This window comes from Lysinibacillus sp. FSL P2-0066 (assembly GCF_037969495.1).
Classification (GTDB): Bacteria; Bacillota; Bacilli; order Bacillales_A; family Planococcaceae; genus Lysinibacillus; species Lysinibacillus boronitolerans.
The window spans coordinates 1,905,303-1,929,961 of record NZ_CP150202.1 but is presented as its reverse complement, the minus strand read 5'-3'; the positions used below and the strand labels follow the sequence as shown (position 1 = coordinate 1,929,961).

Sequence of the window (24,659 nt, the reverse complement as noted above, 5' to 3'; positions counted from 1 at the left end):
TCAATAGCATCCGCAATTCGATATCGTATTGGTTACGGCCATTTGCGTTGTGACTTTCTCATAGCCTTACTCTAGGGAGAAAGTTACTGAATCGGAATCATCCTGAATTTTTTTGACAATCGCTGTAGGAGAAGGCGACCGTAGCTTCTCTTGCACTTGGCTTATGGGGAAATCAAAGGGCTGCTGTGTTGTTGTATCATTATAACAGTAAATTGATAGCCTTCTATTAAATGGGTATGCTTATGACGTTTCTAAATAAAAATAAAAAAACTTGAATCGAAATGATGACTTGCTGAGTCTAATGGTCGAAAAGGAGGCGATTTTCATTACGAGCACCCAACAAACTCTTGTAGCCTTAGCCCAACAAGGTGATGAGCAGGCGTTTTATCAGCTCATTGAGCAGGAGCAGCATAAGCTTTATCGCATGGCCTATGTCTACGTACAAAATGAAAACGACGCCGTAGAAGTTTTTCAGCAAACCATTATTCGAGCCTATGAGGGTTTACCGCAATTAAAGGAGACTCACTATTTTGCCACTTGGCTTACCCGCATTATGATAAATTGCTGTAAAACCTATATTGCGAAGAAAAAAACAGTTATGCCTGTTGAACCACAAACTTTCGAGGATTTAACAAGCGCATCTCCTACATACATCGAAGAAGAGCTAGATTTATGGCAGGCTCTTTGCCAGCTCGAGGAAAAGTACAAAACGGTGCTATTGCTACGATTTTATCAAGACTACTCGGTCAAGGATATTGCGGCGATTTTACAATGCCCTGAAGGTACCGTGAAAACACATATTCGCCGTGGCTTGCATGCATTACGACAACAATTAAAGGGGGCATATCTCGATGAGTGGGTTCAATCCGCTGAAAGAAGTCATTAATGCAATACCCATCCCTGAAGGACGTTTAACAGAGGTGCTACGTGTGGAAGGGATGTCCAAAATTTATCAGCAAAAGCATCATACTGTGAATGCCTTGAAAAATATCCATTGCACCATTTATCAAGGGGAAATGGTGGCAATTATGGGGACAAGCGGCTCTGGTAAAAGTACTCTTCTGAATATGATCAGTGCCATTGATGAGCCAACAGATGGAGCATTATTTTTATTTGGCAAGGAAGCTGAGGCTATTTATCAAGAGCCAAAAGCATCGCAATTCCGAAAAGAAAATATCGGCTTTATCTTCCAATCCTTTCATCTGCTAAAGGATTTAACCGTCGAGGATAATATCGCGCTTCCCCTTATATTAAATGATATTCCTAGCAAGGAGATTAAGGTGCGTGTGCAGCATATGATGGAAACCTTAAACATCGCTGCTTGGGCAAAGCATCGACCACATGAGCTTTCTGGTGGACAGAAGCAACGTGTCGCCATTGCGCGAGCGATTATTGCCAATCCTCCTATTTTACTGGCAGATGAGCCAACGGGGGCTTTGGATGTTCATACAACAGATGAAATTTTAGAGCTGCTTGTTGCTCTGCAAAAAAAGAACCAGCAAACGATATTACTTGTCACACATGACCCCTATGTGGCTACCTATGCCAATCGGGTATTGTTCTTCCATGATGGGGCGATTGTGGATTCCTATCAAAACCAGCAAAATGAAAAGGATTTGGATTGTATTCTAATGAAATTCAAGCAAATTACGAGGGGGGATCGCTAATGTTTACGATGCGCAATATTGCCCTCAAGCTATTTCGTGCCGCTTGGGCAAATGTCCTAACGAGTATTAGTGTTATTACGATCTCGATTTGCCTGGTAATGACGATGACCGTCTACATTTGGAATGCGAATAGCCAGATGAAGGCAGACATCCAAGCGTTGTATGGGGAAATAGATTTAATGGTTGGTTATAATCCCGATCAGCAAAAACTGTTGACAACACATCAAATAGAGGAGCTTTCTACCCTAGCCGGTGTCACACAAGTGTCCCGCTTATCGCTAGCTCATACATTCGTTGAACATGAAAAGTACACCACATTTTATACCGTTGGCGTCGAAAATGATGACCTTGTGAAAAGTCGCTACCATTTTGAGGCCAATCTTGGACCGAACGATGCCATTCTTTCGGAAAATGTTGCCCGTCTTTTCAACAAACGCGTTGGGGACTCCATTCATATTCAATCAAAGGATTTTATCGTGCAAGAAATTTTACCGACGATAAAAGGCACTGACAGTCCTAATATCATTCTCTTAGCAAATGACGTAGTTAAGGCATGGATGAACAATAGTCAGCCACAAACGGCAGGCATATTTGCGCTCATTAAAACGGATGAGGGTCGTGCCAAGGCAGTAGGTGCAGAAATCAAACAACTGGATGCAACATTACGTGTTGATGTTATGAGTGAGTACGATGCAATTAAAAGAAATTTACAGAGCTTAATGGTTTTTATGATTGTACTATCTGTTTTTATTTTACTCATTTCGAGTGTCCTATTGCTGTCCACATTCCAGCTATTATTTTATAAAATTAAAGAGCAGCTCATGATCTTACGGGCTCTCGGGGCATCAGTTAAACAGGTTGGACGTATAGTCAAGCTCCAACTATCACTGATCATTAGCTTTGGCGTTATGCTTGGAACAACGCTGAGCCTTGTCGTCATAAAAAGCTGGCTACCACAATTAATTAGCTTTTTGCATTTACCCGAAGCTAAAACAGAGCTTCCTATTGTGTTTATTCTTTTAATTGCCCTTTCCAGCTTCATCATTCTTCAAGTGATGACAAAATGGCAAGTAGCGAAAAGCTCTAGACTATTGCCATTACAAATCGCTTCAGAAAATGAAAATTTACAGCTACGTTGGACAAAATGGAAAACAATTATTGTCAGTATTGTAGGTGTGTCAGCTGTCTTCTTCTTTTTACAAGCCTATTTAGCTGGGACAGGAAGCGATCAAGGTGCCTTATTTATTTTACTCGGAACACTAATTGTATGTGGGATTTTACTGTTACTAATCCCCTATCTGTTTACAGCCATCCTTCATTTGGCCTTAAAGCCGATTCGAAGGGGACTTGGCAAGGAAGCTTATTTAGCATGCCAGCAGCTCATGCCACAGGTACGCAAAAATATGCCCGTGGTGCTTAGCATGATAGGATTAATGGTCATTTTAACCTTTGGAAGCTCATTAATGAAAACCTTACAGCACAATGACCTTGCCTACACGGAATCACAATACGAAACAGCCATAAAAATTGATAATGAATTAAATGATCCAACTATCACGCCTGCAATTATAGATGAAATAGAGGCATTGCCAAGCGTACAGTACGCGTATGCACAAAGTAATAATGCGTATATTGCCCTACAACTCGGCGATGAATGGCTAGCAGAGAACTATACAACCATTGATATTGAGAAATTTATGCAATTAAAGAAGTTGCCTCAAATTGAAGGTGGAAATTTGCAGGATGGCCTTATCGTGACAAAGGGCTTTGCCGAACGTTATCATTTGTCAGTGGGTGATCGTATAACGATAGGTTCCTATGATTTTGCTGCACAGCAGGATAGGCCTTCTGGTGAATTACAAATTATAGGAATTACCGATTCACCTATTCACCGAGCCGATATAATCGTTGATTGGTCATCATTCCTCACAGCACAGGATCACCCGTTCATCGAAGACATTATGGTCGAAACATCCCACCCAGAGCAGGCATTGACGGAGCTGTCATTCTTGGAAGAGCGCTGGCCAGCCCTGAAGTTGACAGATAAAGCGACCATATTAGCACAATCCAATGAAATGTTCTTCCAACGGTGGAGCCTATTTGTTGGCGTCTTTGTTATTTTAATAGCTGCCACGGGGCTTGGTGTCCTTCAAACTTTACTGCATACGATTTATACAAAACGCAGCGACTATGCCATCCAACGATTAATTGGTCTGTCACCAAATGGGCTGATGAAACTCATACTGACACAAGTCCTATCGTTTGTCCTTTATGGTCTCACGGTCGGTACATTTCTGGGGTTCGTCTTAACGAGGATGCTAGGCTTCATTGATGATGGCTCGCCGATGTCCTATGACTTTCTAACATTGGGCCTCACAAGTCTCGCCTTCCTAGGGTCAACACTCATTGTCTTTACCCTCCAAGGCTACTGGATGAGCAGACAAAAATTAGCGAATGAGATCGTGGAAATATAAGTAAAACAGCCCCTCTATGGATAGAGGTGGCTGTTTTTTAGAAGCGGGGCTGTCTCTTGAATGAGCGCTTTTACCCCTCTTTGGAGCAGAGCACCCCCACTCCTTTTATAAATGAAATTCTCCCTAAATTTGAAGAAATTCTATCATTTCCTTTATGATAGCCTCATGATCTCGTCCTAATGTCATGAGATGCTTAGAATTTTCAAAGCCTTTCTTCTGCTTTCTAGATGAATGAACGTGCTGATAGATCATTTCAGCACTTTGCGCGTATAAGGCATCGTCCTTTTCACCATAGTAGATAGCGATAGGAATGGTAATTTTATCAAGCTGCTCCATCGTTGCTTGGATAAATGTTTGGAATGCGTTCATCGCATCTAATGGCATGTTCTGAAATGACTCCATTTCCTGAGCGATTTGAAGCGTTGGCTTGCCCTCGATTGTTTTATAATTATGGGCATAGTCAATGATTCTTTGTTTTAATTGCTCTGGCTCCTTATCAAACGGCACCGATAAGACAATGATTTGCTCGAGCCTTTCTAATTGAGCAAACTTCAACGCGAAAATTCCCCCGATGGATAGACCGATGACCGAAATCTTTTGATAGCCTTCATCCAATAAAAATTGATGGGCATTCACTACATCCTGCCACCAATCGTCTACCTGATAGTGTAATAACTGTTCTGGATGAGTGCCATGTCCACGATATAGCGGCGCATAGCAAGTATAGCCTTGGTTATGTAGTGCAGTGGCTACTTTCTTCATATCTCTTGTATGACTTGTAAAGGAATGTAAAAGCAATAGGGCATGCTCATTTCCCTGTAAATAAATCTCTTTTGCTGGTAATATATTTAGCACTTCATCAAGCCCTTTCTTCCATCTGCCTTTCTTTTAAGCCCCAACAAACAGCACTGCCTGTCCGATGGCAATAAAAAAGGCTTCCTGCTGAATGGGACTGCTGTCTTCAATTTGCAGTGTAATGTCAAAATGCGTCTCGCAGAAAGTCGCTTGCCAGCGTGCGATAGGCTGTTCATTCACAGTAAAAACAGACCAATCCTCCATTTCTTTGTTAAGCTTGATTTGCTGTTCACCATCGGTAATAACTAAATCAGGAATCATAATTTGCCAGCCATCGTAGGCAATCATATAGTCTTTGCCTGTTACCAAATCCTTGCCACGAAAATGCACGCGCCCGCGACGGGAGACTTTTTTACACGTAAAAAGCGGCTGACCATTGCGATCGTGGACATCAAAACGAACGAAATAACGATAGTCCATCGTTTTATCGAATGCTTTTTTTAGTGCATTAGAATACACGCGTTGAACGGTGGACGATACCTCCCCTGCTTCATTTATAATAGTAATGGTCTCTGTTGATTCAATGGCTGCTGGTTGCTTGTATGTATAGATTTTCAATCCATTCGCTCCTTTAAAACAATTGCTTTCTTAAAGCTACCATAAAATAAGCGCCAAATACAAAGGATGTATTTGACGCGTCTATTATGATTATTGTGGTGCTGGTATTTCCTCCCTGAAAGTAACCTATTCCATTTTCTATCGATCTAACTTAAAGGTAATTTCCCCGATGCCCAATTCCGAATTGACCTCTAGCACGACATCCGCCTTGTCGTAAGCTTCGTTGACATAGACACCATTCCCTTTTGATATAAGGCCCTCCACATTAGACGAGCCAATGCCTTTTTCTGTCGTTAATTTCACGCCAACCTTTGAAGGTAAAATAACGGTTGTTTGACCGACACCTGTTTCAATAGTCGTTGTAAAGCTCTTTTCCCAGTCGCCACCTAGATTAACCGTTAGATCACCGACACCCGCTTCAATATCGAGCTTTTCCAGCTGAAGACCCTGTAAATCAAGATTGGCAAGAGAGGCACCTGTTTCCACAGTCAGATCCATGGGGATGCTGTCGTTCAGTTGAATCGCCCACGTGTTTTTAATATTTGAGAGCCCAAGCTTCGTTGAGCCCTTATGCTTAATTTCCACTTCTCCTGTATCGCCATGTACATCATAGTCTACCTGAGGAGCTAGCTTTTTTATATTATATTCTGCGTTGCCCTCAACCCATTCCTTTGCTCCACTCGATACATTCATTTCGCCAACACCTAAATCAATGTCTACCTCTAATGCTTTCACTTTATCCTTTTCTACCAAAATGGCTTCCTCTCGCATTTTATTTGGAATAAAGGAAAAGCACCCTGATAATACCAATGCTGACGTGCCCATTACGACACCTAAACCAACTAATTTTTTCACTATTATTTCCTCCCGCCGTATAATCTACCAATAATTTCATTATATAGGAGGAAGGAAATTAAAATACGACCCTACGCTCGAAATTCATCTAAGACCTAAGACGTAGAGAGGCTTACTGATAAGGAATGTCATGCCCCTCCAGCAATGCCTTTAAATTCGCAAGAGAGGCATCATAGCCTGGTGAATTAAAGCTCACCGTCGTGCCATTACCCTGTTCGGCTAGCGTAATAGCGATTAATGTTTCAGGAACCTCTAGATAGAAGGAAAATTCCTCATTTTTCTTCACTTGCTGAATTGTTAGCTGCATCGGCAGTTTTTCAGAAAGCTGATTATGCGTATTTGGCATTAAGGTAAATGTCATCTTTTCTCCAGTTGCTAGTATAGGGATATCCCACGTGGAGCCTGGTGCGTACCATCGGGAGAGGGATTGCTCCTCTGTAATCGCCTGCCATACTTTATCAATCTTTGCCTCAATCCAAATTGAACTGGTCATTCGCAGCAACCTCCATTTTTTCTTTTCCATTATTTTACCGAACTTTCAGGAATTAGACTACTTTGGGATGCTCTGTATAAGTGAAATGCCCCCAGTATAACCATCACAGCAATGACATCCAAAGCGAGCTGATAGCTGGAAAAAACAGCAACCAATAAACCATAAACTGTTGGTGCCAAGACAATAAAGAACTGATTAATCGTTAACGCTGCACTTACAGTCAGTCCTACTGCTTGCGAATCGGATTGTTCCGTGACACAAGTGATATAAATGGAATACCAGCCAAGCGCTAAAAACCCAAACACACTGCAAAATACAATCATGAGGCCCTCGGTATGTATGACAAAGGGTAAACAGCAAACCATCAGAAATGTAGCGACCATAACGAGCACTAATAATGGCTCTCGTTTTTGAGCGAAATAATGATCACTCATCCAAGCAAGTACAATTCTCCCAAGCATCCCACCAAGTAAAATCAGACTTAAATAGCGCCCTGCCTCAGTTAATGAATACCCACCTTTATGATGTAAATAGCTCATAAAATGAGCAATGATAATCATTTGTAGGGACATCATGACCATGCCCACAAAAAATAAGGGATAGAGCGCTCGATTGTGCCGAATAGCTCGCATCTTCTCTTTAAAGGGAATGAGAGGTGCCGTAGAGGTGTCATGCTGTTTTGGTTCTTTGTACAGCAATAAAAATAATAGTCCCCCTCCAATCGCCATCAAGCCCTGCGCTAAATGAACAGAGGAAAGATGATGATGTTGATACAAATAGGTCAACACAGTGGAAGCCAAGGCACCACCAATCGGAATACCTGTTTGGCGAATCCCAATCGCAAGTCCTCGATGCTTGTCAGGAAACCATTTCACAATAGCTGTACTGCCACCTGTTTGCGCACTGCCATACCAGATCCCCACAACTATTAATACGAGGAGCAATGTCGTATAATGATTCACGGGTATTAGCAATAAGGCTGACAGGCCCAGTAGTAGCGAGCCCCATCCAATAATCTGCTTTTCTCCCTTTTTATCCATGAGATAGCCGAATAGCAGCATGGAGAAAATTGGTCCTATATTGACGGCTGAAACAATGAGCCCTGTTTGGAAGGATGTTAAGTGCCACTCCATTTGATAAAAAGAGGCAACTGGCCCCATTCCGTAGGTCACAAAGGTTGCGGCTGTCTGCGAAAGTGTAGCCACAAGCAAGATAACCCATCGATAATATGTCTGCATCATAACCCTCCATCAGGTTACTGCTTTTGCAGTATACCTTTTCATTATCTAGAGTGTACGTGGACAGCTCGCGTACGTAAAATGGAGGAAAATGATAGCGGCTATTAAAAAATTCTATAGGTATGTGAGGAACAACATGAACATTGAAGAAATTGCCTTAAAAATGGAGCTTTTAGAGAGGCAAAACTTGAGTAAGTCAGCTGAAGTCACCAATTATACACAATCTGCCCTAACAGCAAAGGTGAAAAAAATGGAGCGTGAAATTGGGCAGGATGTCTTTAAACGAACACCCCAAGGCTTAAAGCTGACAGAGGTAGGTCAACATTATTTACAGTTTTTAAAGAAAGTTGCCGAGCAATATGAAGACTTTTTACATACCATCGGCCCTACACAAACGAGCATTTTGATTGGTACATCTCATACAACCATTAAAATTTATGGTCCATCCATCATGAACGCACTGCAAACTAGTCAAAGTCCGATTGATGTTGATTTCACTGTCGAATCAAGTACAGCCTTAAATTCTAAAGTCCATCTGGCGGAAATAGATTGTGCATTGACAAGTAATCCAATCAAGCATTATAGCGATCTACACTATGATGTACTAGCCACAGAGACATTTGAAGTTATCTCAAGTTTTGCTCATATCATCGACTTTGAACAACGAACACCTGTCACATTGCTTGTGTTAAGTAAGGGCTGCATGTATACCCATGCATTAGCACAATGGCTCACTGAAAAGCAGGTACCTTTTACGATGAAGGAGATTAAATCGGTTAGTAGTATTTTAGATTTTCTTGAAATCGAGCAAACGCTAGCTGTATTAAATACCAAATTACTAGCACTTTATCCTTGTCCTGACCTGCACTTTTATGACTTAGACGAGCTTCACAATGTTATCGAAACAGTTTATATCTATAAAAAAGATGACAGTAAGCAGCCCTTCATCCTGCAATTAAAGCAGGTCATTGAATCCTTGCTTGAGATGAATTAACTCGGATCAACCTATTTTGTGCTAATATTCTAAAAACCCTATATTATTCATGCGGACTACACTATAATAGGTTTGTCATTATTAATCTTGTAAATGCTTAGGAGTACATCATGTTTTATTACATCTCGTTATTTTTTGCAGTATTTGCATTATCTACCTCAGCAATCTTTGTTAAGCTAGCTGATGCACCACCAGCGATTACAGCCTTTTATCGACTATTTTTTGCGATGCTAGTGCTTCTTCCCTTTTTATTGGCACAGAAGAGCTTGCGGCAGGAGCTTGCAAGTCTTTCGAAAAAACAATGGGGACTTGGCATTTTATCAGGCTTATTTTTGTCCTGTCATTATGTGTTATGGTTTGAATCATTAAACTACACATCCGTGGCTAGTTCAACCGTCATTGTGACACTACAGCCACTATTCTCTTTAGTAGGCAGCTATTTTTTATTTAAAGAGCGATTTTCAAAAGGAGCGATTGTGGGCTGCTTCGTAGCGATCATCGGCTGCTTCATTATTGGCTGGCAAGATTTCCAGATTAGTGGACAAGCCCTTTATGGCGATATTCTTGCCTTTATTGCAGCAGGTATTATTACAGCCTACTTTTTTATTGGGCAATCCGTGCGCAAGGATTTATCGCTCATTCCCTATTCTATTATCGGCTATGGCAGTAGCTCGATCTTTTTAGCCGTTTATGCCCTCTTTATGAAAGAATCGTTTTTCGATTATTCAGCCTCCACCTGGTGGTCTCTTGTAGGGCTGGCCGTCATTGCAACGATTTTCGGGCAAACCATCTTTAATTGGCTATTGAAATGGTTAAGTACAACGGTGATTTCCATGAGTATTTTAGGCGAAACAATCGGCACCTGTATATTAGCTTATTTTATTTTAGATGAGATGATTTCCGTTCAACAGGGGATCGGTATTGTGGTCATTTTACTAGGACTAGCCCTGTTCTTACTACAGCAACGAAAATCAGTGTAAAAGAAAAAAACAACGGCAAAGGCTGCCGTTGTTTTTTATTGGTGTGTAAAGTAGAAGGTCGTGCCATTCTTATTTGATTGTAAAAAAGCTTCGATATTCAGTGTTTTAGCAATATCCTGAATGATTTTAAGCCCAAGTCCCCCATGCTCATCTTCAGGCGTAAAGCCAATACCATCATCACACATAACAACTTGCCCGTCCTTGATCGTCACCTCTAGCTTGGTTGCTTGGGCATGCTTTAATGTGTTTTGAAAGACATTATCGAATAAACGCTGTAGCCACAATTCATTGCTAAGCCAAGTTGCTTGTAAATCATCATGCTGAAAATGTAGCGTAATATTCTGCATGCGATATAGATACTGCCACTTCTTTATCATCATTTGTAGCATTGGGACAAGTTGAACCTCCTCCTGCATAACATAGGTCTGTTCACTCGTATCAAAGGACTGTAACTGAAATGCATTTGTTAAATTCGTGATATATTGAATTTGTGCATGTAAGGATTCCACCAATTTGGGCTGCCCCTGTAGCTGATCCTCTAGATAAAACAGCTGCAAACGGATAGCCGTTAACGGCGTATGAATGTCATGTCGCAACTTTTGTAGCAGCTCTTTTTGAAGCTCCTGCTGCTGGGCAAGCTCTAATTCTCGGTAAGTTGTACGCTCAATTAAGAGATTGACGGATTGGCTAAGCTGCCCGATTTCATCCTCACTTTTTATTGTTAAGGTGTCAGGTATTCGCTCATTACTCGCTAGTTCTCGAATTGTTTTATTAAGTAGTGTAATTTTGGATAGTAAAGAATGAATCGATGTAGAAAAAAGCCATGCGAGCATTCCTAAAGCTAGCACAAACGCAATCAGCATCACAGGATAGGCATAGGACTCATGAAACGGAATGCCGTTATTTTTCATTTTAAAGGCCTTGTCATACAAAATTGACATGGCCACACTAATGCCTAATAGTACAATTGGCACACTCCCAATGGCTACAAATAACAAGGTACGGTATTTTGTTTTTAAGGTCATTTTCTATTATAGGTATTTAAACGATACCCTTCTCCATAAATATTTTGCACAATATTGCCTGTCGGGTCTTGTAGCTTTGTTCGAATTTTTTTAATATGGACATTCAAAATATTATGATTGCGTTCATCAAGCGGCCAAAGATAATCAAAAAAATGTTCCTTTGTTAATACTCGGTCTCGATGGTCAAATAAATAAAAGAAAATTTTTCGCTCAATCGCTGTTAGGGCGATTTCATCATGGATACTATGATGAAATACTTGACGGCGCTCTCCATCGATCAATAAATGCTGAATTTGCGTAAATGTACCATACTGTTGTGCGAGCATTTTTTGCATTCTTAGCAATAGCTCTCGCGGATCAAATGGCTTTGTCAGGTAATCCTCTCCGACCATCAACCCCTCTAGCTTACTTTCAATATCATTACGTGCTGATAGAAAAATGATTGGAATATTTAAGCCTAAACGTTTAATGTTTTTACTTAATTGATAGCCATCCTCTCCTGGCAGCATAATATCCATAATGACTAAATCTACCTGCTGAATCAGCGCCATCATATCCTTGCCATCTGTTTTCCAGATTGCCTCATAGCCCTCACGCTGTACTATTTTTTGCAGTAGATCACCAATCATATGATCGTCTTCTATAATTAAGATTCTAAATCCTTTCATACTTATCGACCTTTCTCATCGCCCGTTGTTTTCATAAATTCCATTGCCAGTTGATAGATTTCATCTGGCTGATAGAGATAAATACTATGTGTCCCACTAACCTCTTTCACCTGTGCATTAGTGAATTGCTTTGCAAAGTCGGCATAATCCTGCCGGTTTTGCTTCGTATATTTCGAATGTTTATTGTCCGCTGCAATCGCATCAATCAGTAAGATAGGCGTGTCTTGCGGCTTTTTGAGCTGTTCTGATTGTAAACTATTTTCGTAGACCTGCAACAGCTCATTTTGCATATCTTCATTAAAAAATTGCTTAAAGGACAACGCCTGATAGATTTCCTTTTCCTGTTCTGTTAAAAACGACATTTGAAGTACTTGCGGATTATAGACCTGAGTTGGCAAAAGTCGATGTAAGCCGAGTTTAGTAGCGAGGTGCATGCCTCTCACCATCCACCGATCGACTGTGCCCATTGGATGCTTTACATATTGGCTAGGTAAGCCGATGTCCAGAGCGATGATGCCCTTTACTTCCTCTGGGTATTTTTGCGCCCAGTAAATGGCCTCTAGCCCTGAAATGGAATGTGGCACAAGGACATAGGGTGGTTTATGCCCACTTTGCAGAAGTGCCTCTCGAGTTTGTGCTAAAATCGTATCGATTCCTCTATCCTCATGGGCTACGTCGCTATAGCCATAGCCAGCTCGATCCACTACTGCAATTTGATGATGCTGTGAAAACTGACGATACAGCCCTTTTAGCTCATATACGGGTGCTGCGATACCTGAGCCAGCCATAAAAACATATGTATCCTCGCCAGCCCCCTCCTGATAAACATGGAGATTTTGACCATCTACATTGTTTAATGTCCCGTTAGGTTGTAAAATAGCTGACTCCTTCTGTATTAAGCTATAGTGATAAATACAAACGATCACCATTCCAAACACGATCAATGCCCCCATACAGACAATCATTTTCTTTGCTTTCTTTTTCATACGTATCTCCTCTTTTCGTTGATACTTGCAAGGATACACGGTAAAAATAAATTTCTACTAAACTTTTGGAGAAAATAAATATATTTCATACAAAAAAAGCTACCTACTAATAGGCAGCTCTCTTGATTAAGCATCTGGATAGGTTTTTTGTAAAAAATCGATGGTTTGTTGGATAAGGGCTTTTAAAATGTTCTCATTCACATCAGCTAGCTTATTAATATAAACGCAGGCTTTTCCTGTTGTATGTTTACCAAACTGTTGTAATAGTTGCTCTCGGTCATCCCCTGGAGCAAAATATAAGCTAATTTTCGCTTTGCGAGGGGAATAGGCAGCTAGTGGGGCATCTCCTTCATGGCCTGTTTCATATTTGTAATGATATTTACCAAAGCCTATAATGCTCGGTCCCCACATTTTGGCTTCATAGCCTGTGACCTCTGTAAAAATGTCCAGTAATCGATAAGCGTCTTCTCGCTTTTTTGGATGGTCTACACTTTCAATAAATTCAATGACACTTACATCCGTTTCCTTGGTCTTTAATTCATACATGTCAATCCCTCGCCTTCTGGAAGATGTACCTTTATTATTCCCTATTCTACCTGCTCTAACAATAGCTTTTGTTGAAGATGACGATAGATCCCCTGCTGCTGCATCAGCTCTCGATGATTACCCTGCTCGACAATTTCTCCCTGCTGAATCACGAGGATTTGATCGGCATTTTCGATTGTTTTCAGACGATGGGCAATGACAAAGCTTGTGCGTCCCTGCATTAAATGCTGTAAGCCTTTTTGAATATCGACCTCTGTTTGGGTATCCACGCTTGATGTCGCTTCATCCAAAATTAAAATATCTGCATTCTCTAAAATTGCACGGGCGATCGCAATAAGCTGTCGCTGCCCCTGACTTAAATTGGCTCCTCCTGCCTGCACGGGTGTTTCGTATTGGGCAGGTAAATATTTGATAAAATGATGGGCATTCGCAATTTTTGCCGCTTCCACAACCTCTTCATCTGTCGCATCTAGCTTTCCAAAGCGAATATTTTCACGAATCGTTCCCGAGAACAAATAGGTGTCCTGTAAAACCACACCGACTCTTTGACGAAGCGTTGCCATCTGATAGTGTTCAATATTATGCCCATCAATCAAAATCTCACCTTGATTGACGTCATAAAAACGCGTTAGTAAATTGATAATCGTTGTTTTGCCTGAGCCTGTTGGGCCAACAAGCGCAATGGTCTCTCCTGCCTTGGCATGGAAGTCAATGTTTTTTAACACAGGCTTATTTGGCTCATAGCTAAATGATACTTGCTTGAAAACAACATCCCCCTTGAGCGATGCCGTCTTGATAGCATTAGGTTGATCGGCTACCTCTGAGGGTTCATCTAGTATCTCAAAAACACGCTCTGCCCCAGCAATAGCAGACTGGAAGGTGTTTAATAGATTAGATAGCTGATTAAGCGGACGGAAAAATTGCCGTGTATAGGTCACAAAGGCAGCAATAATCCCCACTGTAACAATGCTCTTCACTGCTAAAAAGGCACCTGTTCCGATGACGACAGCAAGGCCTAAATTATTCATAAAGTTATTAATCGGACCTAGTAAGCCGGAGGTAATTTCTGCTCGTTGGGCAGAGTTTCGTAGACTTTCGTTTTGCTGATGGAACGTATCAATCGTTTGCTGCTCCTTGCCAAAAAGCGTTAGTACCTCCGCACCTGTAATCATTTCCTCAATGTAGCCGTTCAGCTTCCCAAGATCTCGTTGTCGTGCTGCATAATTTCTACTGCTGCGTTTAATGATTTGCTTGGTTGTGTAAACGATCAGCGGAATAATAATCAATGTCACGATTGCTAATTGCCAGCTTAATGTAAACATAGCGATACTGACACCAATTACAGTTAAAATGGACGACACGATTTGCGTAACACTTTGCGCAAGTGCGGTATTTAAATTATCAATATCGTTGGTCACACGACTCATTAAATCCCCAAGTGCACGCTGATCAAAGAAGCGTAATGTCAGCGTCTGAAGCTTGTGAAATAGTTCCAGACGCAATGTCCGAATGGTTTTCATTGCGACATGAATCATGACATAGGTTTGCAGCCATGTCAGAATAGAGGCTACTGAAAAAATAACGGCCAACAGGATGCCTAAACGAATCGTTCCGTCGATATCCTTTTTCATAATGTAATCATCAATAATATGCCCAATCATATAGGGCCCTGCAAGGCTTAAAAAGGTCGAGGCAATGACAAAAAAGATAGAGAAAAACAGCCCTATTTTTTGTTGCTTGACATAATGCCACACACGTGACAATGTCTCCCTTTGATTTTTCGCCTTTTCAGCTGGTCCCCCCATACGCGGTCCACGTCCAAAATTCATTTGCTTTGGTTGACCTTGACTCATCCTTGTTCACCAGCCTTTTGCTGTGACGCATAAATTGCTTGATAATGCGCATTTGATTGTAGAAGCTGCTGATGGGTTCCTTGCCCAACAATGTCGCCATCCTCTAGTACCAAAATAACATCTGCCTGCTGAATGGAGGCAATTTTCGACGCTACGATGAAGGTCGTTGTGTCTTGATAATAGGTGGCAATAGCTCGCTGCACTTGTTGTTCTGAAGCACTATCTAACGCTGACGTTGTATCATCCAACACCAAAATAGCAGGCTTTCGAATAAACGCACGACTTAATGCAAGGCGCTGCTTCTGCCCACCCGAAAGATTCGTAGCACCCTGTGATAATTCATGTGCTAAGCCCTTATCAAGTCGCTCTACAAATTCACTGGCGCAGGCCGCCTCTAATGCCTGCTGTATGTCCTCAGCTGTAGCATCATCCTTACCGAGACGAATATTTTTTTCAATCGGTCCAGAGAACAATAATGCTTTCTGTGAGGTAAATCCGATATGCTCACGTAGGGTTGCGAGTGAGTAGGATGTTAGCGGTTTTCCGTCTATGCGGATTTCGCCACCAGAGGGATCAAATAAGCGAGGTAATAGCTTCACCAGCGTCGATTTACCACTACCTGTTTTCCCAATAATGCCGACCGTTTGCCCTGGTTTCACCGAAAATGAAATCTTTTTGAGGACATCCTCAGCTGTTTCATAGTAACGATAGCTCACCTGATCAAAGTCAATGGCCCCTTTTATTGGATCGGTCAGCACATGTTCCGCTTCCTTAACAGCAATCTCTTTGTTTAACACGTCCACAATGCGTTCTCCTGAAGGCAAGGCTCGCGCTATCTGCATCAGCACCATACTAGAGGACATCAGTCCATTTAAAATAATCGTTAAATAATTGATGAATGCAAGAATAACGCCCACTTGCAGCGTACCCGCGTCTACCTTAATGGCTCCAAGCCAAAGCGCAGCTACAATCCCTAGATTGACAACAAACATCGTAAAGGGTACAAGCACGCCGACAATTTGCTCAGCTGTAATAAAACGTTTCGTCAGCGCCTCATTTAATTCTCCAAACTGTGCTACCTGCTGTGTTTCACGGCGAAAGGCTTTAACTACACGAATACCCGCCAAATTTTCCTGTAGCTTCGTATTGACGGCATCAATGGCCTCCTGAACACGACGATACAATACACCCGAATACTTCGTAAAAAAATACATCGCTATAACCAACAATGGTACGATAATGAGCAATATGGAAAAAAGCTCACGTGCTGTGACAAACACAATAATGACTGCGCCGATAAAGAGCAAGGGCCCACGCACAAAAATACGCAGCGTCATCATAAAGGCACGCTGAATACTTTCCACATCACTCGTTAAAATCGTAATCAGCTTCCCCGTTGTAAAAGCATCTCGCTCCTTGGCTGAGTAAGTCATCATCTTCTCGTAAAGAGCCTGTCGAATATCCGAGGCAAAATGAATCGCCGCCTTCGAGCTATAATACGAGCAACCAACCCCACCAATAAGTCCGAGCACTGCACTGCCAAGCATCCACACAAACATATTCAATACGTAACGATTATCCCCATTGGCAATCCCCGTATCAATCATATGCTGCATGATGGTCGGCTGAATTAAATCCATCGTCACCTCCAGCACCATCAATAGCGGTGCAATCAAGGTGAAAAATTTATAAGGCCCCAAATACTGCCCTAATTGTCTAACTGCCTGCATACATTCGTCTCCGTTCTATTTAAATCCCATTCGTTCCTCATTATAACTGAAAATCATTCCCATTTGGCAACTAATTTTTCGGGTCTCGTAATATTATTGGAGTGGTTTGATTGTGGTGTAGTGTCTTCATAAGGAGTAAAAATCTAATTTCTAAGCAGATTTTGGAGGATGGTGACTTTTTAGAGCGAAGTTCCACTTCTTATGAGCGGCTTTCATTCGCTTTGGAGCGAGGTTGCCCTCCTTAAGAGCGAATTCCTTCCACTTTGGAGCGGGTTTGCCCTTCTTGGGAGCCGCTTTCTTCCACTTTGGAGCGGGTTTGCCCTTCTTTGGAGCGAGGTTGCCCTCCTTAAGAGCGAATTCCTTCCACTTTGGAGCGGGTTTGCCCTTCTTTGGAGCGAGGTTGCCCTCCTTAAGAGCGAATTCCTTCCACTTTGGAGCGGCTTTGCCCTCCTTAAGAGCGAATTCCTTCCACTTTGGAGCGGCTTTGCCCTTCTTTGGAGCGGCTTTCTTCCACTTTGGAGCAGGTTTGCCCTTCTTTGGAGCGACTTCCTCACACTACAGAGCGGGCCTTTTCCTTTACAAGCAACAGCCAGCTAATTTAGATTAAGCGTCATCCTGTTAATAAGTAAGAAACTACCCAGAGCAAGAATCATATCGAAGGAAAATAACACTCGCTCTGGATTATCTAGCCCTGTCCCAAGATGCGATCATTTGCTCAAAACAGGCTCTATCAGTTAACAGAAATTCTCAGCTTCTCAAAATTTCGCAGGAAAATTTTCTGTGCCTGCTGCTCATGAACTGGATCAATGCCTAGCAAAATGACCGTACAGGGCCCTGCTGATTTTGCACAATCGAGGGAGCTTTCAATACTTCGCTCTCCAAACAAACGGGCAAATTCTCCTTGTAGCCCTTTTGATCCGACTGGCCATACTTGCTGAATAATTTCTGCCTGCCACGCCTGAAAAATTGGCCGCAACTGCGCCACATCTTCAGGCTGTGCCAACACCTCTTCGCCCACAAGCGGCAGGCCATAGGTGTACCAGCTAAGCTGATCGTGGTCAAATGCCCGACGCTGCTGCTGGATTTCACCAAGCATGGTAATGGCTAAGCCTGACTGTAATGTGGGCATATTGGATTCCGTACTCCCTGAAATGGCTGGGCATGTAAGACCTGCCTCTGTAAACACTTGCTGAATACCTTTTTCATAGCGAGACCATGCAGCATCTCCAGAAAAATTCGCAAGTAGAACTTGGACAGGTAGTGCCTGTGCCGCAAGCTGTTCTAAAAAGGTCACACGTGCTGTCATATAGGCTGTCAGTTGATCGGGTGCTGACACAACATCTTGCGGTTTTTGTCCAATGGCAGCGGCATTATCCATTGTTGCAATGAACGTGCCTACTTTCATCGCATTTCTCACTGTACACGACCTTCCTTACGCACAAAAACCTTTGACAGAATGGGCATAACTACCGCGACAATGATTAAATTGATCACCGTTGCCATCAGAATACTGCCTAAAGCACCCCAGAAGAATGCTGGACTAATAATAAAGTAAAATGGTAGTGGCGCTATAATACCGTTTAATACTAAGGCAACCGGCCATTTCCAAAAGTGCATGCCTTTTTTATGCATCACCCCGAAGACCCATACAACAATTAACATTTCCACCGCGATTATGATATGTAATGGCCCTAATGGGAAGCCAGACGTTAATGCCGTTATAAAATGACCGATCAATCCAGCAGCCCCCGCTAAGATGGGGGATAGAAAGACAACCGCTAAAAAGGCAGGAGCCGAATCCAGTGCAGCCGTTGAAATAAACGTTGGTACCTTAATCATTGCTCCTACTGCACAGATGGCCGCTACCATTGCCGTCAAAATCCATTTCCTTAATTTTTGTCGTTCCATATCATTCCCTCTTTTCTGTTGAATGTCTTCTTTACTTCAATTGCTCAGCTATTCCATACCAAATCCGTACAACCTGCTCCGCTTCCTTGAACAAAGCTTGGTATAAACGGCCACAGGTATCGCGTAGCTGTCGGGCTTGCTTATCCATTGGTACAACACCACGCCCCATATCCGTTACAATAAGTGCAAGTGTACAATGCTGCTCAAGCTCTTGTAATGTTGCTAGCACCGTTTGTACGATTTGTTCATCTTCCTCCAAATCTTGTGTCACAAGCCAGTTTTCTAAGTTCTTCAGGACAAGGACATCACAGGCTGGCGCTACCTCAGGAAGTTCGTCCGCAATCATGACCACCTGTTGCTGTTTATACAAGCGCATCACATAGTCGGTTTTGCCGTTATAGGCACCTCCGATAAAGACATGCATCGTGCTCCCTCCTCCCAAGCCTTTCTTGTAAATGTTAAAACAAATTGTTTATCATGTGGCACCTGATAGGACCAAAAGGGCTGTTCTGTTGGCGCAAACGCAACAAGTAAGGCACGAATGACCCCACCATGAACCACTAAATAATAGCTATCCTCATTTTTTGGTAAATAATGAAATCCATCTACAACACGTTTCATAAAAACATCGAATGCCTCACCCTGTGGAGGAGGTGTACGAATTGGATCATCTATCCATGCCCGATAGTGCGCATCCATTTTTAACTCCTCATAGGTTTTTCCTTCGAATGCACCAAAGTTCGTCTCTCGAAGGGAGGCCTCTGCCTGGTAGCTAGCATTGGGAAAATAATGAGCAGCCGTTTGTCGACAGCGCTGTAGATCACTGCCATATACCTTTTTAACCAATGCATCCACAACAGCAAGCTTGGCTGTATCTGCTAATGGTGCGTCCGTCCACCCAAGGTAACGCTTTTCAAGATTCTCTTTTGTAGGCGCATGCCGTATTAAGCACACAGTAACAATGTCACCCATAGCACAACCTCCATCCCTTCAATGGAGGCACCCAGTAAATCGCCAGATACTCCACCAAAATTACGCAACGTAAATTGTCGAAAAATAAAAAGTGCAATGGCTAAAACGACGACTAGGACAACAGGAAGAAGTAAGAACTGCGTGCTGATAAAAACAACCGTCATCGCCAATACGAGCGATAACAGCATGATCACTTTTAATCGATTAGCATTCATATGAGACTTAAAAAAATAAGCAAGACCTTTTTCCTTTGAGCAATGGAGTGACATAAAATAAAAGCTCATGCCCACCCTTGTTAGAAATGGAACGAATAGTACCATCCACAAGTCGAACTTCTGCTGCACAAAAAGCTCATGTAGAATAACAAATTTCCCCATTAATAAAAACACCACAGCCAATACTCCGAACGCTCCCACACGGGGGTCATCTAAAATCTCCAATCGTTTTTCTCGATCTCGATAGGAAAAATAGGCATCGCCCATATCAATAAAGCCGTCTAAGTGCAAACCACCTGTCCATAAAGCAAATAGCCCTATCACAGTGAAAGCTAGCATCACTTCACTGCTGGCTGTCCACTGCATAAGACTATAAAGCACGGCTGCCACCGTTGTTCCCATTAAAGCACCTATCCACGGTAAACAAGCAAACATGCCTGTGATGGTGGACCTTGTTAGCGGAAGCTCTTTATGTACTGGCAATACCGTAAAAAATTGAAATGCCAGTAGGAGGCTATGCCAAAAATTTTTCATCCTCTTGCCTTCCTTCTTGATTATTTCCATCTCTTTACAATGCCATAGTTCATTTCATAGGCCTCCTGTGCCATAGAAACCAACCATTGATGGAACTGTCCGAGCGTTCGTCGGTATAATTCTACTTCATCACTAGCATAAGGAGGTTCATCAAACAGTTCATTGGATACCACAAAAAAAGTCAAATCCTTCTTCAGTAGTGATTGGATCGCCTGCTTGACGGCCTGTAGCTTCTTAGCTAAACAACCAGGCTGTTGTAAACAGGGTGTCCCCTTGTCATAGCCTTCGTAAAAAGCATTGGTCAGCCAAGTTGTCACGCAATCCCACAGCACCACATCTCCATCCTGAAGTGTCTCAAATACTTCAGAAATTGCATAGGGAGCCTCCACCGTCAGCCATTGTACAGGCTGTGCCTGGCGATCTGCCTGATGCCGTAAGATTCTTTTTTCCATTTCATGATCTAAGGCAATACCCGAAGCCAAATAGAGCAAGCGTTTCGCTGTACATGCCTGTGCCTCATAATGCTGAAGCGCTGCTTGCTCGGCAAAATGGGATTTACCACTACGTACACCACCTGTAATAAAAATAAGCGCCATGTAGGACACCTCCTATTGTAAATGATGTAAATTACCAATATCCTTCACAAGCCATTGTTGACCTTGCCGTTCAATCACTGTCACACTTGTCCCATGAATGTATGGGGCCGCCCATAGCTCACTAATACTGCGCTGTAAAATAGCATTGATAATGCATTTAATCGTTACAGCGTGGGAGACAATGAGGATCGTTTCATTGTGATGTTGGGCTGCTATTTTTTTTAATGTAAACATCGCTCTTTCTGTTACAGCTCCAAAGCTTTCTGTATGACTCGCCACAAACTGCGCAGGGTAGTTCGTATATAGCTCATAATCAAGCTTATGTGTCGCCAGTATATCGTCGATTGTCTGCCCCTGCCATTTCCCTAAAAAGATCTCCCGTAAATCATCTTCATAGGCAATAGGCAGCTTGCGATTGGCCATCAAAATAGCCATCGTCTCTCTTGCACGACCACTTGAACTACAATAAGCAGCGGTAAAAGGAATCTGTTGCAGTTGCTTGTGAAGTTTTTCAGCCGCTGCTCTACCGTTTTCCGTTAATGGAGAATCCAGCCACCCCTGTAGTCGATGCTCCTGATTCCATTGTGTTTCCCCATGTCTTACTAGATAAAAAGTTGTCACTTTTCTCTCCCCTTATTTAGGTTAAACCACGTTTGTAGACAATTATGTAAAGATGTCATGGCTGCAATGTCTTTTATGCCAATACGGAACCACTCACCCTGCAAACCTTGAAAGTTTTTTGTGTGACGCAGCACAACACCCTGTGCAAGACAATAGGTGAAAAAGGCGTCTGCTTGCTGTGTTTTCGGTAAGGAGAAGCACACATAATTCGTTACACTATTCGTTACTTGGCAGCCATTGTCCTGTAAGTAACGATGCAGCCATTCCCTTTGCGCAGCGGCATAGGTAATTGCCTGCTGACAATAGTGCTGTTCGTCTAAACAGCTTGCCCCAATTACAAGCGCAAAGGCATTTAAATTCCAATGCGGTAGCATTTCTTTTAAGGCGCTCACAATTGTAGCATGCGCAACCAAATACCCAAGTCGTAAACCTGGAATCGCATACATTTTAGTCATCGAACGAACGACAATAACATGTGGGTTTTGGGCACTAAACTGAATCAGCGAATGCGCCTCATCTACCCAATCCATAAATGCCTCATCGATAACAAGCTCACAGTTAACGATTGCTCCGTGTGCGATTAAGGCGAGTAAATCTTCCTTATTTGGCAATACGCCAGTTGGATTATTAGGTGTACAAAGATAAACAGCATCTGCCGTCAACATTTCCTGCTGTAGCTGCTCTAATGGCAATGTGTAATTGATAAAATCTGTCACGACAATAGGAACAATTGTAGCACCTGCAGCACGCAATGTTCGCTCATACTCTGAAAAAGTTGGATGCACAATGATGACACGCTTATTGGCATAGCGTCTTGCTAGTACACTAAAAAGCTCTGAAGCCCCATTGCCTAGTAAAATCGTATTCTTTGCTACTTGATGAAAAGCAGCGACCTTCGTTAAAAAAGGCTCCCCATCTGGATCTGGATAGCGCTGAATTAGTGGATAAAAAGTACGCCAACGTGCCTCCACAAAGGCTGGTGGTCCTGCCGCATTGACATTTTCGCTGAAATCATACACCACCTCAGGCATCGTTAAGCCTAATTGCTGATAAACATTTTGCGGATTTGCTCCGTGATTAGGTAACCGCATAAATTAACACCTCCACTGCTAACATAACAAGCGCAAACAGCACTGTGGCAATACGCATATGAATAATGGACGTTGCAATATGCTCTTTCGTTAATGGCACTAATTTTTCCCCCATAATTGCTCGATGAGAAACAACGCCCTGATACGTATTTTTTCCTCCTAGCTGTACACCAAGCTGCACTGCAGTCGCTGCCTCTAAATAGCCACTATTTGGACTAGGATGCTTCTTAGCGTCCTGTACCCAACGCTTTAAGCGCTTGCCAAGCGAACGATCTGTTTCATTTTTCGTACCAAGCACGATCAGTAAGCCTGTAAGGCGACTTGGAATAAAATTCAGGACATCATCAAGCTTGGCTGAAAACATACCAAAGTCTTTATATTTTTCATTTTTATAGCCCACCATCGAATCTAAGGTATTGACAGCCTTATAGCCCCATAAACCAATTGCCCCAAATAGAAAGGCATAAAAGAGTGGAGCTGTCACACCATCACTTGTATTCTCAGAAACCGTTTCTACCACACCACGCACAATTTCATCCTCACCTAGTTTATCGGTATCACGTCCGACAATCCAAGACAGCTTAACACGTGCTTCGGAAAAATCCCCTTTGACAAGCGGCTCATAGACAGCCATCGCCGCCTCCTTCAAGCTCCGCTGTGCCAGTCCGATACCAATCAGCAGACCCTCTACAAGGATGCCAAAAATGATACTCACCTGATAGCTTAGTAATAGAATTAGCGTCACCACAAACATGGTCGTGCCAACAACAGCAAGTGCCATCACTGTCCCACGTAGCTTGCGCCATTTGCCCTTATTCCATAAAGCTGTTTGCGATTGAATCAAGTGTCCAATCCAGCGTACAGGATGAGGAAGCTTCGGAGGGTCCCCTACTACTAAATCAAAAATAAGCCCTATGATGCAGGCAATCACGATAGCAATCATTTAGACCTCTCCTCTTTATCTTTTTTGTATTTTCTAACCGCCTCACACATCGTTTCATAAACACCATAGCCAATGATCTTGCCAAGCATGGTGATGGGACCTGCATATTGATGGAAGTCCCCTTCTTCTGTCGAGGCAATAAGCAAGCTATCAGTAGATGTACCTGTAGCTAGCGTGCCTGTCGTAGGATCCGTAACACCTTCATCTACTAAAGCCTTGACCTTGGCTTCCGTAGTTGAAATCATTGCCTGAAAAAGTGCCTCATCAGACAGCTTGCCATTGATCAGTACCCAAGTATTAATGGTGCCTGCATGGTACTGCTCCTCTCGTTGAAAAGCACGGGTAATATCCACCGCATTGCCAAGCCCTGCGGTAATCATAATGACAAGGTGGATTCCCTCATATGTAAAGTCACGAATAGTCGCAAACTTGGCTTGGACAGCCGTCATCATAGCCACTGTATTGTCATGCGGGAAATGCTGTGCCTGCAAAAACTGCAGCAATTCCTGATGTGGCTGTCGTTCATCATAGGTAATAGGCACCGTTCGATTCATCAGATGCGTATAATGACCAAAGCCTGGGTTATGCATGGCTGAGGATACAACCTTCATGGCTGAAGCTGTTTGAAGGGCAACATAATCGTCAAAAATATGAATGCAATCCTTAGTAAGTATAGGCAATCAATCGCCTCCTCGCGATAAAGTTGTTGCGGAACATAAAAAAACAAATTCTTACAAAGAAGAATTTGTACGGTCGATTCTTTATTAAAATTTGAACCTTCTGAACATTTGTACAGAATAACAACTTCATAATACTCAAATTATTTATTTTCTTTGAAATTGTATCATAACTTTGGC

General features: G+C 42.5%; 26 protein-coding genes. 5 read left to right on the top strand and 21 right to left on the bottom strand.

What is annotated here, in order from left to right; translation table 11 throughout:
- Positions 1-271: 271 nt before the first annotated feature.
- Genes MKZ14_RS09405 through MKZ14_RS09395 form a run of 3 tightly spaced genes read left to right on the top strand, consistent with a single transcriptional unit; the run spans position 272 to position 4,141 of the window.
- A complete protein-coding gene (locus MKZ14_RS09405; RefSeq protein WP_309484728.1) occupies positions 272-886 on the top strand; it encodes a sigma-70 family RNA polymerase sigma factor in 615 nt (204 codons plus the stop codon).
- Positions 852-1,667, top strand: coding sequence for an ABC transporter ATP-binding protein (locus MKZ14_RS09400; protein WP_339280858.1), 816 nt, complete (start codon positions 852-854; stop codon positions 1,665-1,667). The genes MKZ14_RS09405 and MKZ14_RS09400 overlap by 35 nt, the downstream gene beginning before the upstream one ends.
- The gene (locus MKZ14_RS09395) at positions 1,667-4,141 is read left to right on the top strand and encodes an ABC transporter permease (protein WP_339280857.1); all 2,475 of its coding nucleotides are present in this window, start codon (positions 1,667-1,669) and stop codon (positions 4,139-4,141) included. Before MKZ14_RS09400 ends, MKZ14_RS09395 begins: the two co-directional genes overlap by 1 nt.
- Before the next feature lie 123 nt (positions 4,142-4,264).
- Here the strand turns inward: MKZ14_RS09395 and MKZ14_RS09390 are convergent, their stop codons facing one another.
- From MKZ14_RS09390 to MKZ14_RS09370, 5 genes are all read right to left on the bottom strand, one after another.
- Positions 4,265-4,996, bottom strand: a complete 732-nt coding sequence (locus MKZ14_RS09390; protein ID WP_339280856.1) for an alpha/beta fold hydrolase — start codon at positions 4,994-4,996, stop codon at positions 4,265-4,267.
- Between the two features lie 33 nt (positions 4,997-5,029).
- Positions 5,030-5,554, bottom strand: coding sequence for a hypothetical protein (locus MKZ14_RS09385; protein WP_339280855.1), 525 nt, complete (start codon positions 5,552-5,554; stop codon positions 5,030-5,032).
- A gap of 138 nt (positions 5,555-5,692) precedes the next feature.
- Positions 5,693-6,409: a toast rack family protein gene (locus tag MKZ14_RS09380; protein WP_339280854.1), complete on the bottom strand. Its 717-nt coding sequence runs from the start codon at positions 6,407-6,409 to the stop codon at positions 5,693-5,695.
- Between the two features lie 112 nt (positions 6,410-6,521).
- On the bottom strand, positions 6,522-6,902 hold the full coding sequence (locus MKZ14_RS09375) for an SRPBCC domain-containing protein (protein ID WP_339280853.1): 381 nt from the start codon (positions 6,900-6,902) through the stop codon (positions 6,522-6,524).
- A gap of 29 nt (positions 6,903-6,931) precedes the next feature.
- Complete coding sequence (locus MKZ14_RS09370) at positions 6,932-8,140, bottom strand: MFS transporter (protein ID WP_339280852.1); 1,209 nt, start codon at positions 8,138-8,140, stop codon at positions 6,932-6,934.
- Positions 8,141-8,276: 136 nt separating this feature from the next.
- On the opposite strand from MKZ14_RS09370, the gene MKZ14_RS09365 reads away from it, so the two are divergent.
- Together MKZ14_RS09365 and MKZ14_RS09360 are read left to right on the top strand one after the other, a co-directional pair.
- A complete protein-coding gene (locus MKZ14_RS09365; protein WP_339280851.1) occupies positions 8,277-9,134 on the top strand; it encodes a LysR family transcriptional regulator in 858 nt (285 codons plus the stop codon).
- A 110-nt stretch (positions 9,135-9,244) separates the two neighbouring features.
- A complete protein-coding gene (locus tag MKZ14_RS09360; RefSeq protein ID WP_339280850.1) occupies positions 9,245-10,114 on the top strand; it encodes a DMT family transporter in 870 nt (289 codons plus the stop codon).
- 35 nt (positions 10,115-10,149) lie between these two features.
- Here MKZ14_RS09360 and MKZ14_RS09355 read toward each other — a convergent pair whose 3' ends face one another.
- The 16 genes from MKZ14_RS09355 to MKZ14_RS09280 all read right to left on the bottom strand — a co-directional run bounded on the left by MKZ14_RS09355 (position 10,150) and on the right by MKZ14_RS09280 (position 24,482).
- Positions 10,150-11,139, bottom strand: coding sequence for a HAMP domain-containing sensor histidine kinase (locus MKZ14_RS09355; protein WP_339280849.1), 990 nt, complete (start codon positions 11,137-11,139; stop codon positions 10,150-10,152).
- Positions 11,136-11,807 (bottom strand): response regulator transcription factor, encoded by a 672-nt coding sequence (locus MKZ14_RS09350; protein WP_339280848.1) that lies wholly within the window; start codon positions 11,805-11,807, stop codon positions 11,136-11,138. The genes MKZ14_RS09355 and MKZ14_RS09350 overlap by 4 nt, the downstream gene beginning before the upstream one ends.
- Positions 11,808-11,809: 2 nt before the next feature.
- Positions 11,810-12,793, bottom strand: coding sequence for an alpha/beta hydrolase (locus tag MKZ14_RS09345; RefSeq protein ID WP_339280847.1), 984 nt, complete (start codon positions 12,791-12,793; stop codon positions 11,810-11,812).
- Between the two features lie 126 nt (positions 12,794-12,919).
- Positions 12,920-13,339, bottom strand: coding sequence for a DUF1801 domain-containing protein (locus MKZ14_RS09340; RefSeq protein WP_312126672.1), 420 nt, complete (start codon positions 13,337-13,339; stop codon positions 12,920-12,922).
- Positions 13,340-13,380: 41 nt separating this feature from the next.
- Positions 13,381-15,192 carry an ABC transporter ATP-binding protein gene (locus MKZ14_RS09335; protein WP_339280846.1) on the bottom strand — a complete coding sequence of 604 codons (1,812 nt, stop codon included), beginning with the start codon at positions 15,190-15,192 and terminating at the stop codon, positions 13,381-13,383.
- Entirely contained in the window at positions 15,189-16,922 is a 1,734-nt protein-coding gene (locus MKZ14_RS09330; protein WP_333006718.1) for an ABC transporter ATP-binding protein, read from the bottom strand. Before MKZ14_RS09330 ends, MKZ14_RS09335 begins: the two co-directional genes overlap by 4 nt.
- 730 nt (positions 16,923-17,652) lie before the next feature.
- Positions 17,653-18,339: a hypothetical protein gene (locus MKZ14_RS09325; RefSeq protein WP_333006719.1), complete on the bottom strand. Its 687-nt coding sequence runs from the start codon at positions 18,337-18,339 to the stop codon at positions 17,653-17,655.
- Positions 18,336-18,830, bottom strand: a complete 495-nt coding sequence (locus tag MKZ14_RS09320) for an ECF transporter S component (RefSeq protein WP_333006720.1) — start codon at positions 18,828-18,830, stop codon at positions 18,336-18,338. The genes MKZ14_RS09325 and MKZ14_RS09320 overlap by 4 nt, the downstream gene beginning before the upstream one ends.
- Positions 18,831-18,861: 31 nt before the next feature.
- Positions 18,862-19,254 carry a bifunctional adenosylcobinamide kinase/adenosylcobinamide-phosphate guanylyltransferase gene (locus tag MKZ14_RS09315; protein WP_036081116.1) on the bottom strand — a complete coding sequence of 131 codons (393 nt, stop codon included), beginning with the start codon at positions 19,252-19,254 and terminating at the stop codon, positions 18,862-18,864.
- Entirely contained in the window at positions 19,206-19,802 is a 597-nt protein-coding gene (locus tag MKZ14_RS09310; protein ID WP_339280845.1) for a histidine phosphatase family protein, read from the bottom strand. The genes MKZ14_RS09315 and MKZ14_RS09310 overlap by 49 nt, the downstream gene beginning before the upstream one ends.
- Entirely contained in the window at positions 19,775-20,551 is a 777-nt protein-coding gene (gene cobS, locus MKZ14_RS09305) for an adenosylcobinamide-GDP ribazoletransferase (protein ID WP_066038525.1), read from the bottom strand. Before cobS ends, MKZ14_RS09310 begins: the two co-directional genes overlap by 28 nt.
- A 20-nt stretch (positions 20,552-20,571) precedes the next feature.
- Positions 20,572-21,147, bottom strand: coding sequence for a bifunctional adenosylcobinamide kinase/adenosylcobinamide-phosphate guanylyltransferase (locus MKZ14_RS09300; protein WP_048390634.1), 576 nt, complete (start codon positions 21,145-21,147; stop codon positions 20,572-20,574).
- Positions 21,148-21,159: 12 nt separating this feature from the next.
- A complete protein-coding gene (locus MKZ14_RS09295; protein WP_054548766.1) occupies positions 21,160-21,768 on the bottom strand; it encodes a histidine phosphatase family protein in 609 nt (202 codons plus the stop codon).
- Positions 21,765-22,859, bottom strand: coding sequence for a threonine-phosphate decarboxylase (locus tag MKZ14_RS09290; protein WP_054548767.1), 1,095 nt, complete (start codon positions 22,857-22,859; stop codon positions 21,765-21,767). The genes MKZ14_RS09295 and MKZ14_RS09290 overlap by 4 nt, the downstream gene beginning before the upstream one ends.
- Positions 22,846-23,802 carry an adenosylcobinamide-phosphate synthase CbiB gene (cbiB, locus tag MKZ14_RS09285; protein ID WP_279494702.1) on the bottom strand — a complete coding sequence of 319 codons (957 nt, stop codon included), beginning with the start codon at positions 23,800-23,802 and terminating at the stop codon, positions 22,846-22,848. Before cbiB ends, MKZ14_RS09290 begins: the two co-directional genes overlap by 14 nt.
- The gene (locus MKZ14_RS09280; protein ID WP_312126654.1) at positions 23,799-24,482 is read right to left on the bottom strand and encodes an adenosylcobinamide amidohydrolase; all 684 of its coding nucleotides are present in this window, start codon (positions 24,480-24,482) and stop codon (positions 23,799-23,801) included. The genes cbiB and MKZ14_RS09280 overlap by 4 nt, the downstream gene beginning before the upstream one ends.
- Between the last annotated feature and the right edge of the window lie 177 nt (positions 24,483-24,659).

Excerpts from the sequence above, each read along its gene's own strand:
- MKZ14_RS09360 (WP_339280850.1), top strand. The coding sequence starts at position 9,245 with ATGTTTTATTACATCTCGTTATTTTTTGCAGTATTTGCATTATCTACC.
- cobS (WP_066038525.1), bottom strand. The coding sequence starts at position 20,551 with ATGAAAAATTTTTGGCATAGCCTCCTACTGGCATTTCAATTTTTTACG.
- MKZ14_RS09350 (WP_339280848.1), bottom strand. The coding sequence starts at position 11,807 with ATGAAAGGATTTAGAATCTTAATTATAGAAGACGATCATATGATTGGT.
- MKZ14_RS09355 (WP_339280849.1), bottom strand. The coding sequence starts at position 11,139 with ATGACCTTAAAAACAAAATACCGTACCTTGTTATTTGTAGCCATTGGG.
- MKZ14_RS09365 (WP_339280851.1), top strand. The coding sequence starts at position 8,277 with ATGAACATTGAAGAAATTGCCTTAAAAATGGAGCTTTTAGAGAGGCAA.
- MKZ14_RS09300 (WP_048390634.1), bottom strand. The coding sequence starts at position 21,147 with ATGGCGCTTATTTTTATTACAGGTGGTGTACGTAGTGGTAAATCCCAT.
- MKZ14_RS09335 (WP_339280846.1), bottom strand. The coding sequence starts at position 15,192 with ATGAGTCAAGGTCAACCAAAGCAAATGAATTTTGGACGTGGACCGCGT.
- MKZ14_RS09330 (WP_333006718.1), bottom strand. The coding sequence starts at position 16,922 with ATGCAGGCAGTTAGACAATTAGGGCAGTATTTGGGGCCTTATAAATTT.
- MKZ14_RS09375 (WP_339280853.1), bottom strand. The coding sequence starts at position 6,902 with ATGACCAGTTCAATTTGGATTGAGGCAAAGATTGATAAAGTATGGCAG.
- MKZ14_RS09395 (WP_339280857.1), top strand. The coding sequence starts at position 1,667 with ATGTTTACGATGCGCAATATTGCCCTCAAGCTATTTCGTGCCGCTTGG.
- cbiB (WP_279494702.1), bottom strand. The coding sequence starts at position 23,802 with ATGATTGCTATCGTGATTGCCTGCATCATAGGGCTTATTTTTGATTTA.
- MKZ14_RS09310 (WP_339280845.1), bottom strand. The coding sequence starts at position 19,802 with ATGGGTGACATTGTTACTGTGTGCTTAATACGGCATGCGCCTACAAAA.
- MKZ14_RS09345 (WP_339280847.1), bottom strand. The coding sequence starts at position 12,793 with ATGAAAAAGAAAGCAAAGAAAATGATTGTCTGTATGGGGGCATTGATC.
- MKZ14_RS09400 (WP_339280858.1), top strand. The coding sequence starts at position 852 with ATGAGTGGGTTCAATCCGCTGAAAGAAGTCATTAATGCAATACCCATC.
- MKZ14_RS09290 (WP_054548767.1), bottom strand. The coding sequence starts at position 22,859 with ATGCGGTTACCTAATCACGGAGCAAATCCGCAAAATGTTTATCAGCAA.
- MKZ14_RS09315 (WP_036081116.1), bottom strand. The coding sequence starts at position 19,254 with ATGCATGTCTTTATCGGAGGTGCCTATAACGGCAAAACCGACTATGTG.
- MKZ14_RS09340 (WP_312126672.1), bottom strand. The coding sequence starts at position 13,339 with ATGTATGAATTAAAGACCAAGGAAACGGATGTAAGTGTCATTGAATTT.
- MKZ14_RS09370 (WP_339280852.1), bottom strand. The coding sequence starts at position 8,140 with ATGCAGACATATTATCGATGGGTTATCTTGCTTGTGGCTACACTTTCG.
- MKZ14_RS09320 (WP_333006720.1), bottom strand. The coding sequence starts at position 18,830 with ATGGAACGACAAAAATTAAGGAAATGGATTTTGACGGCAATGGTAGCG.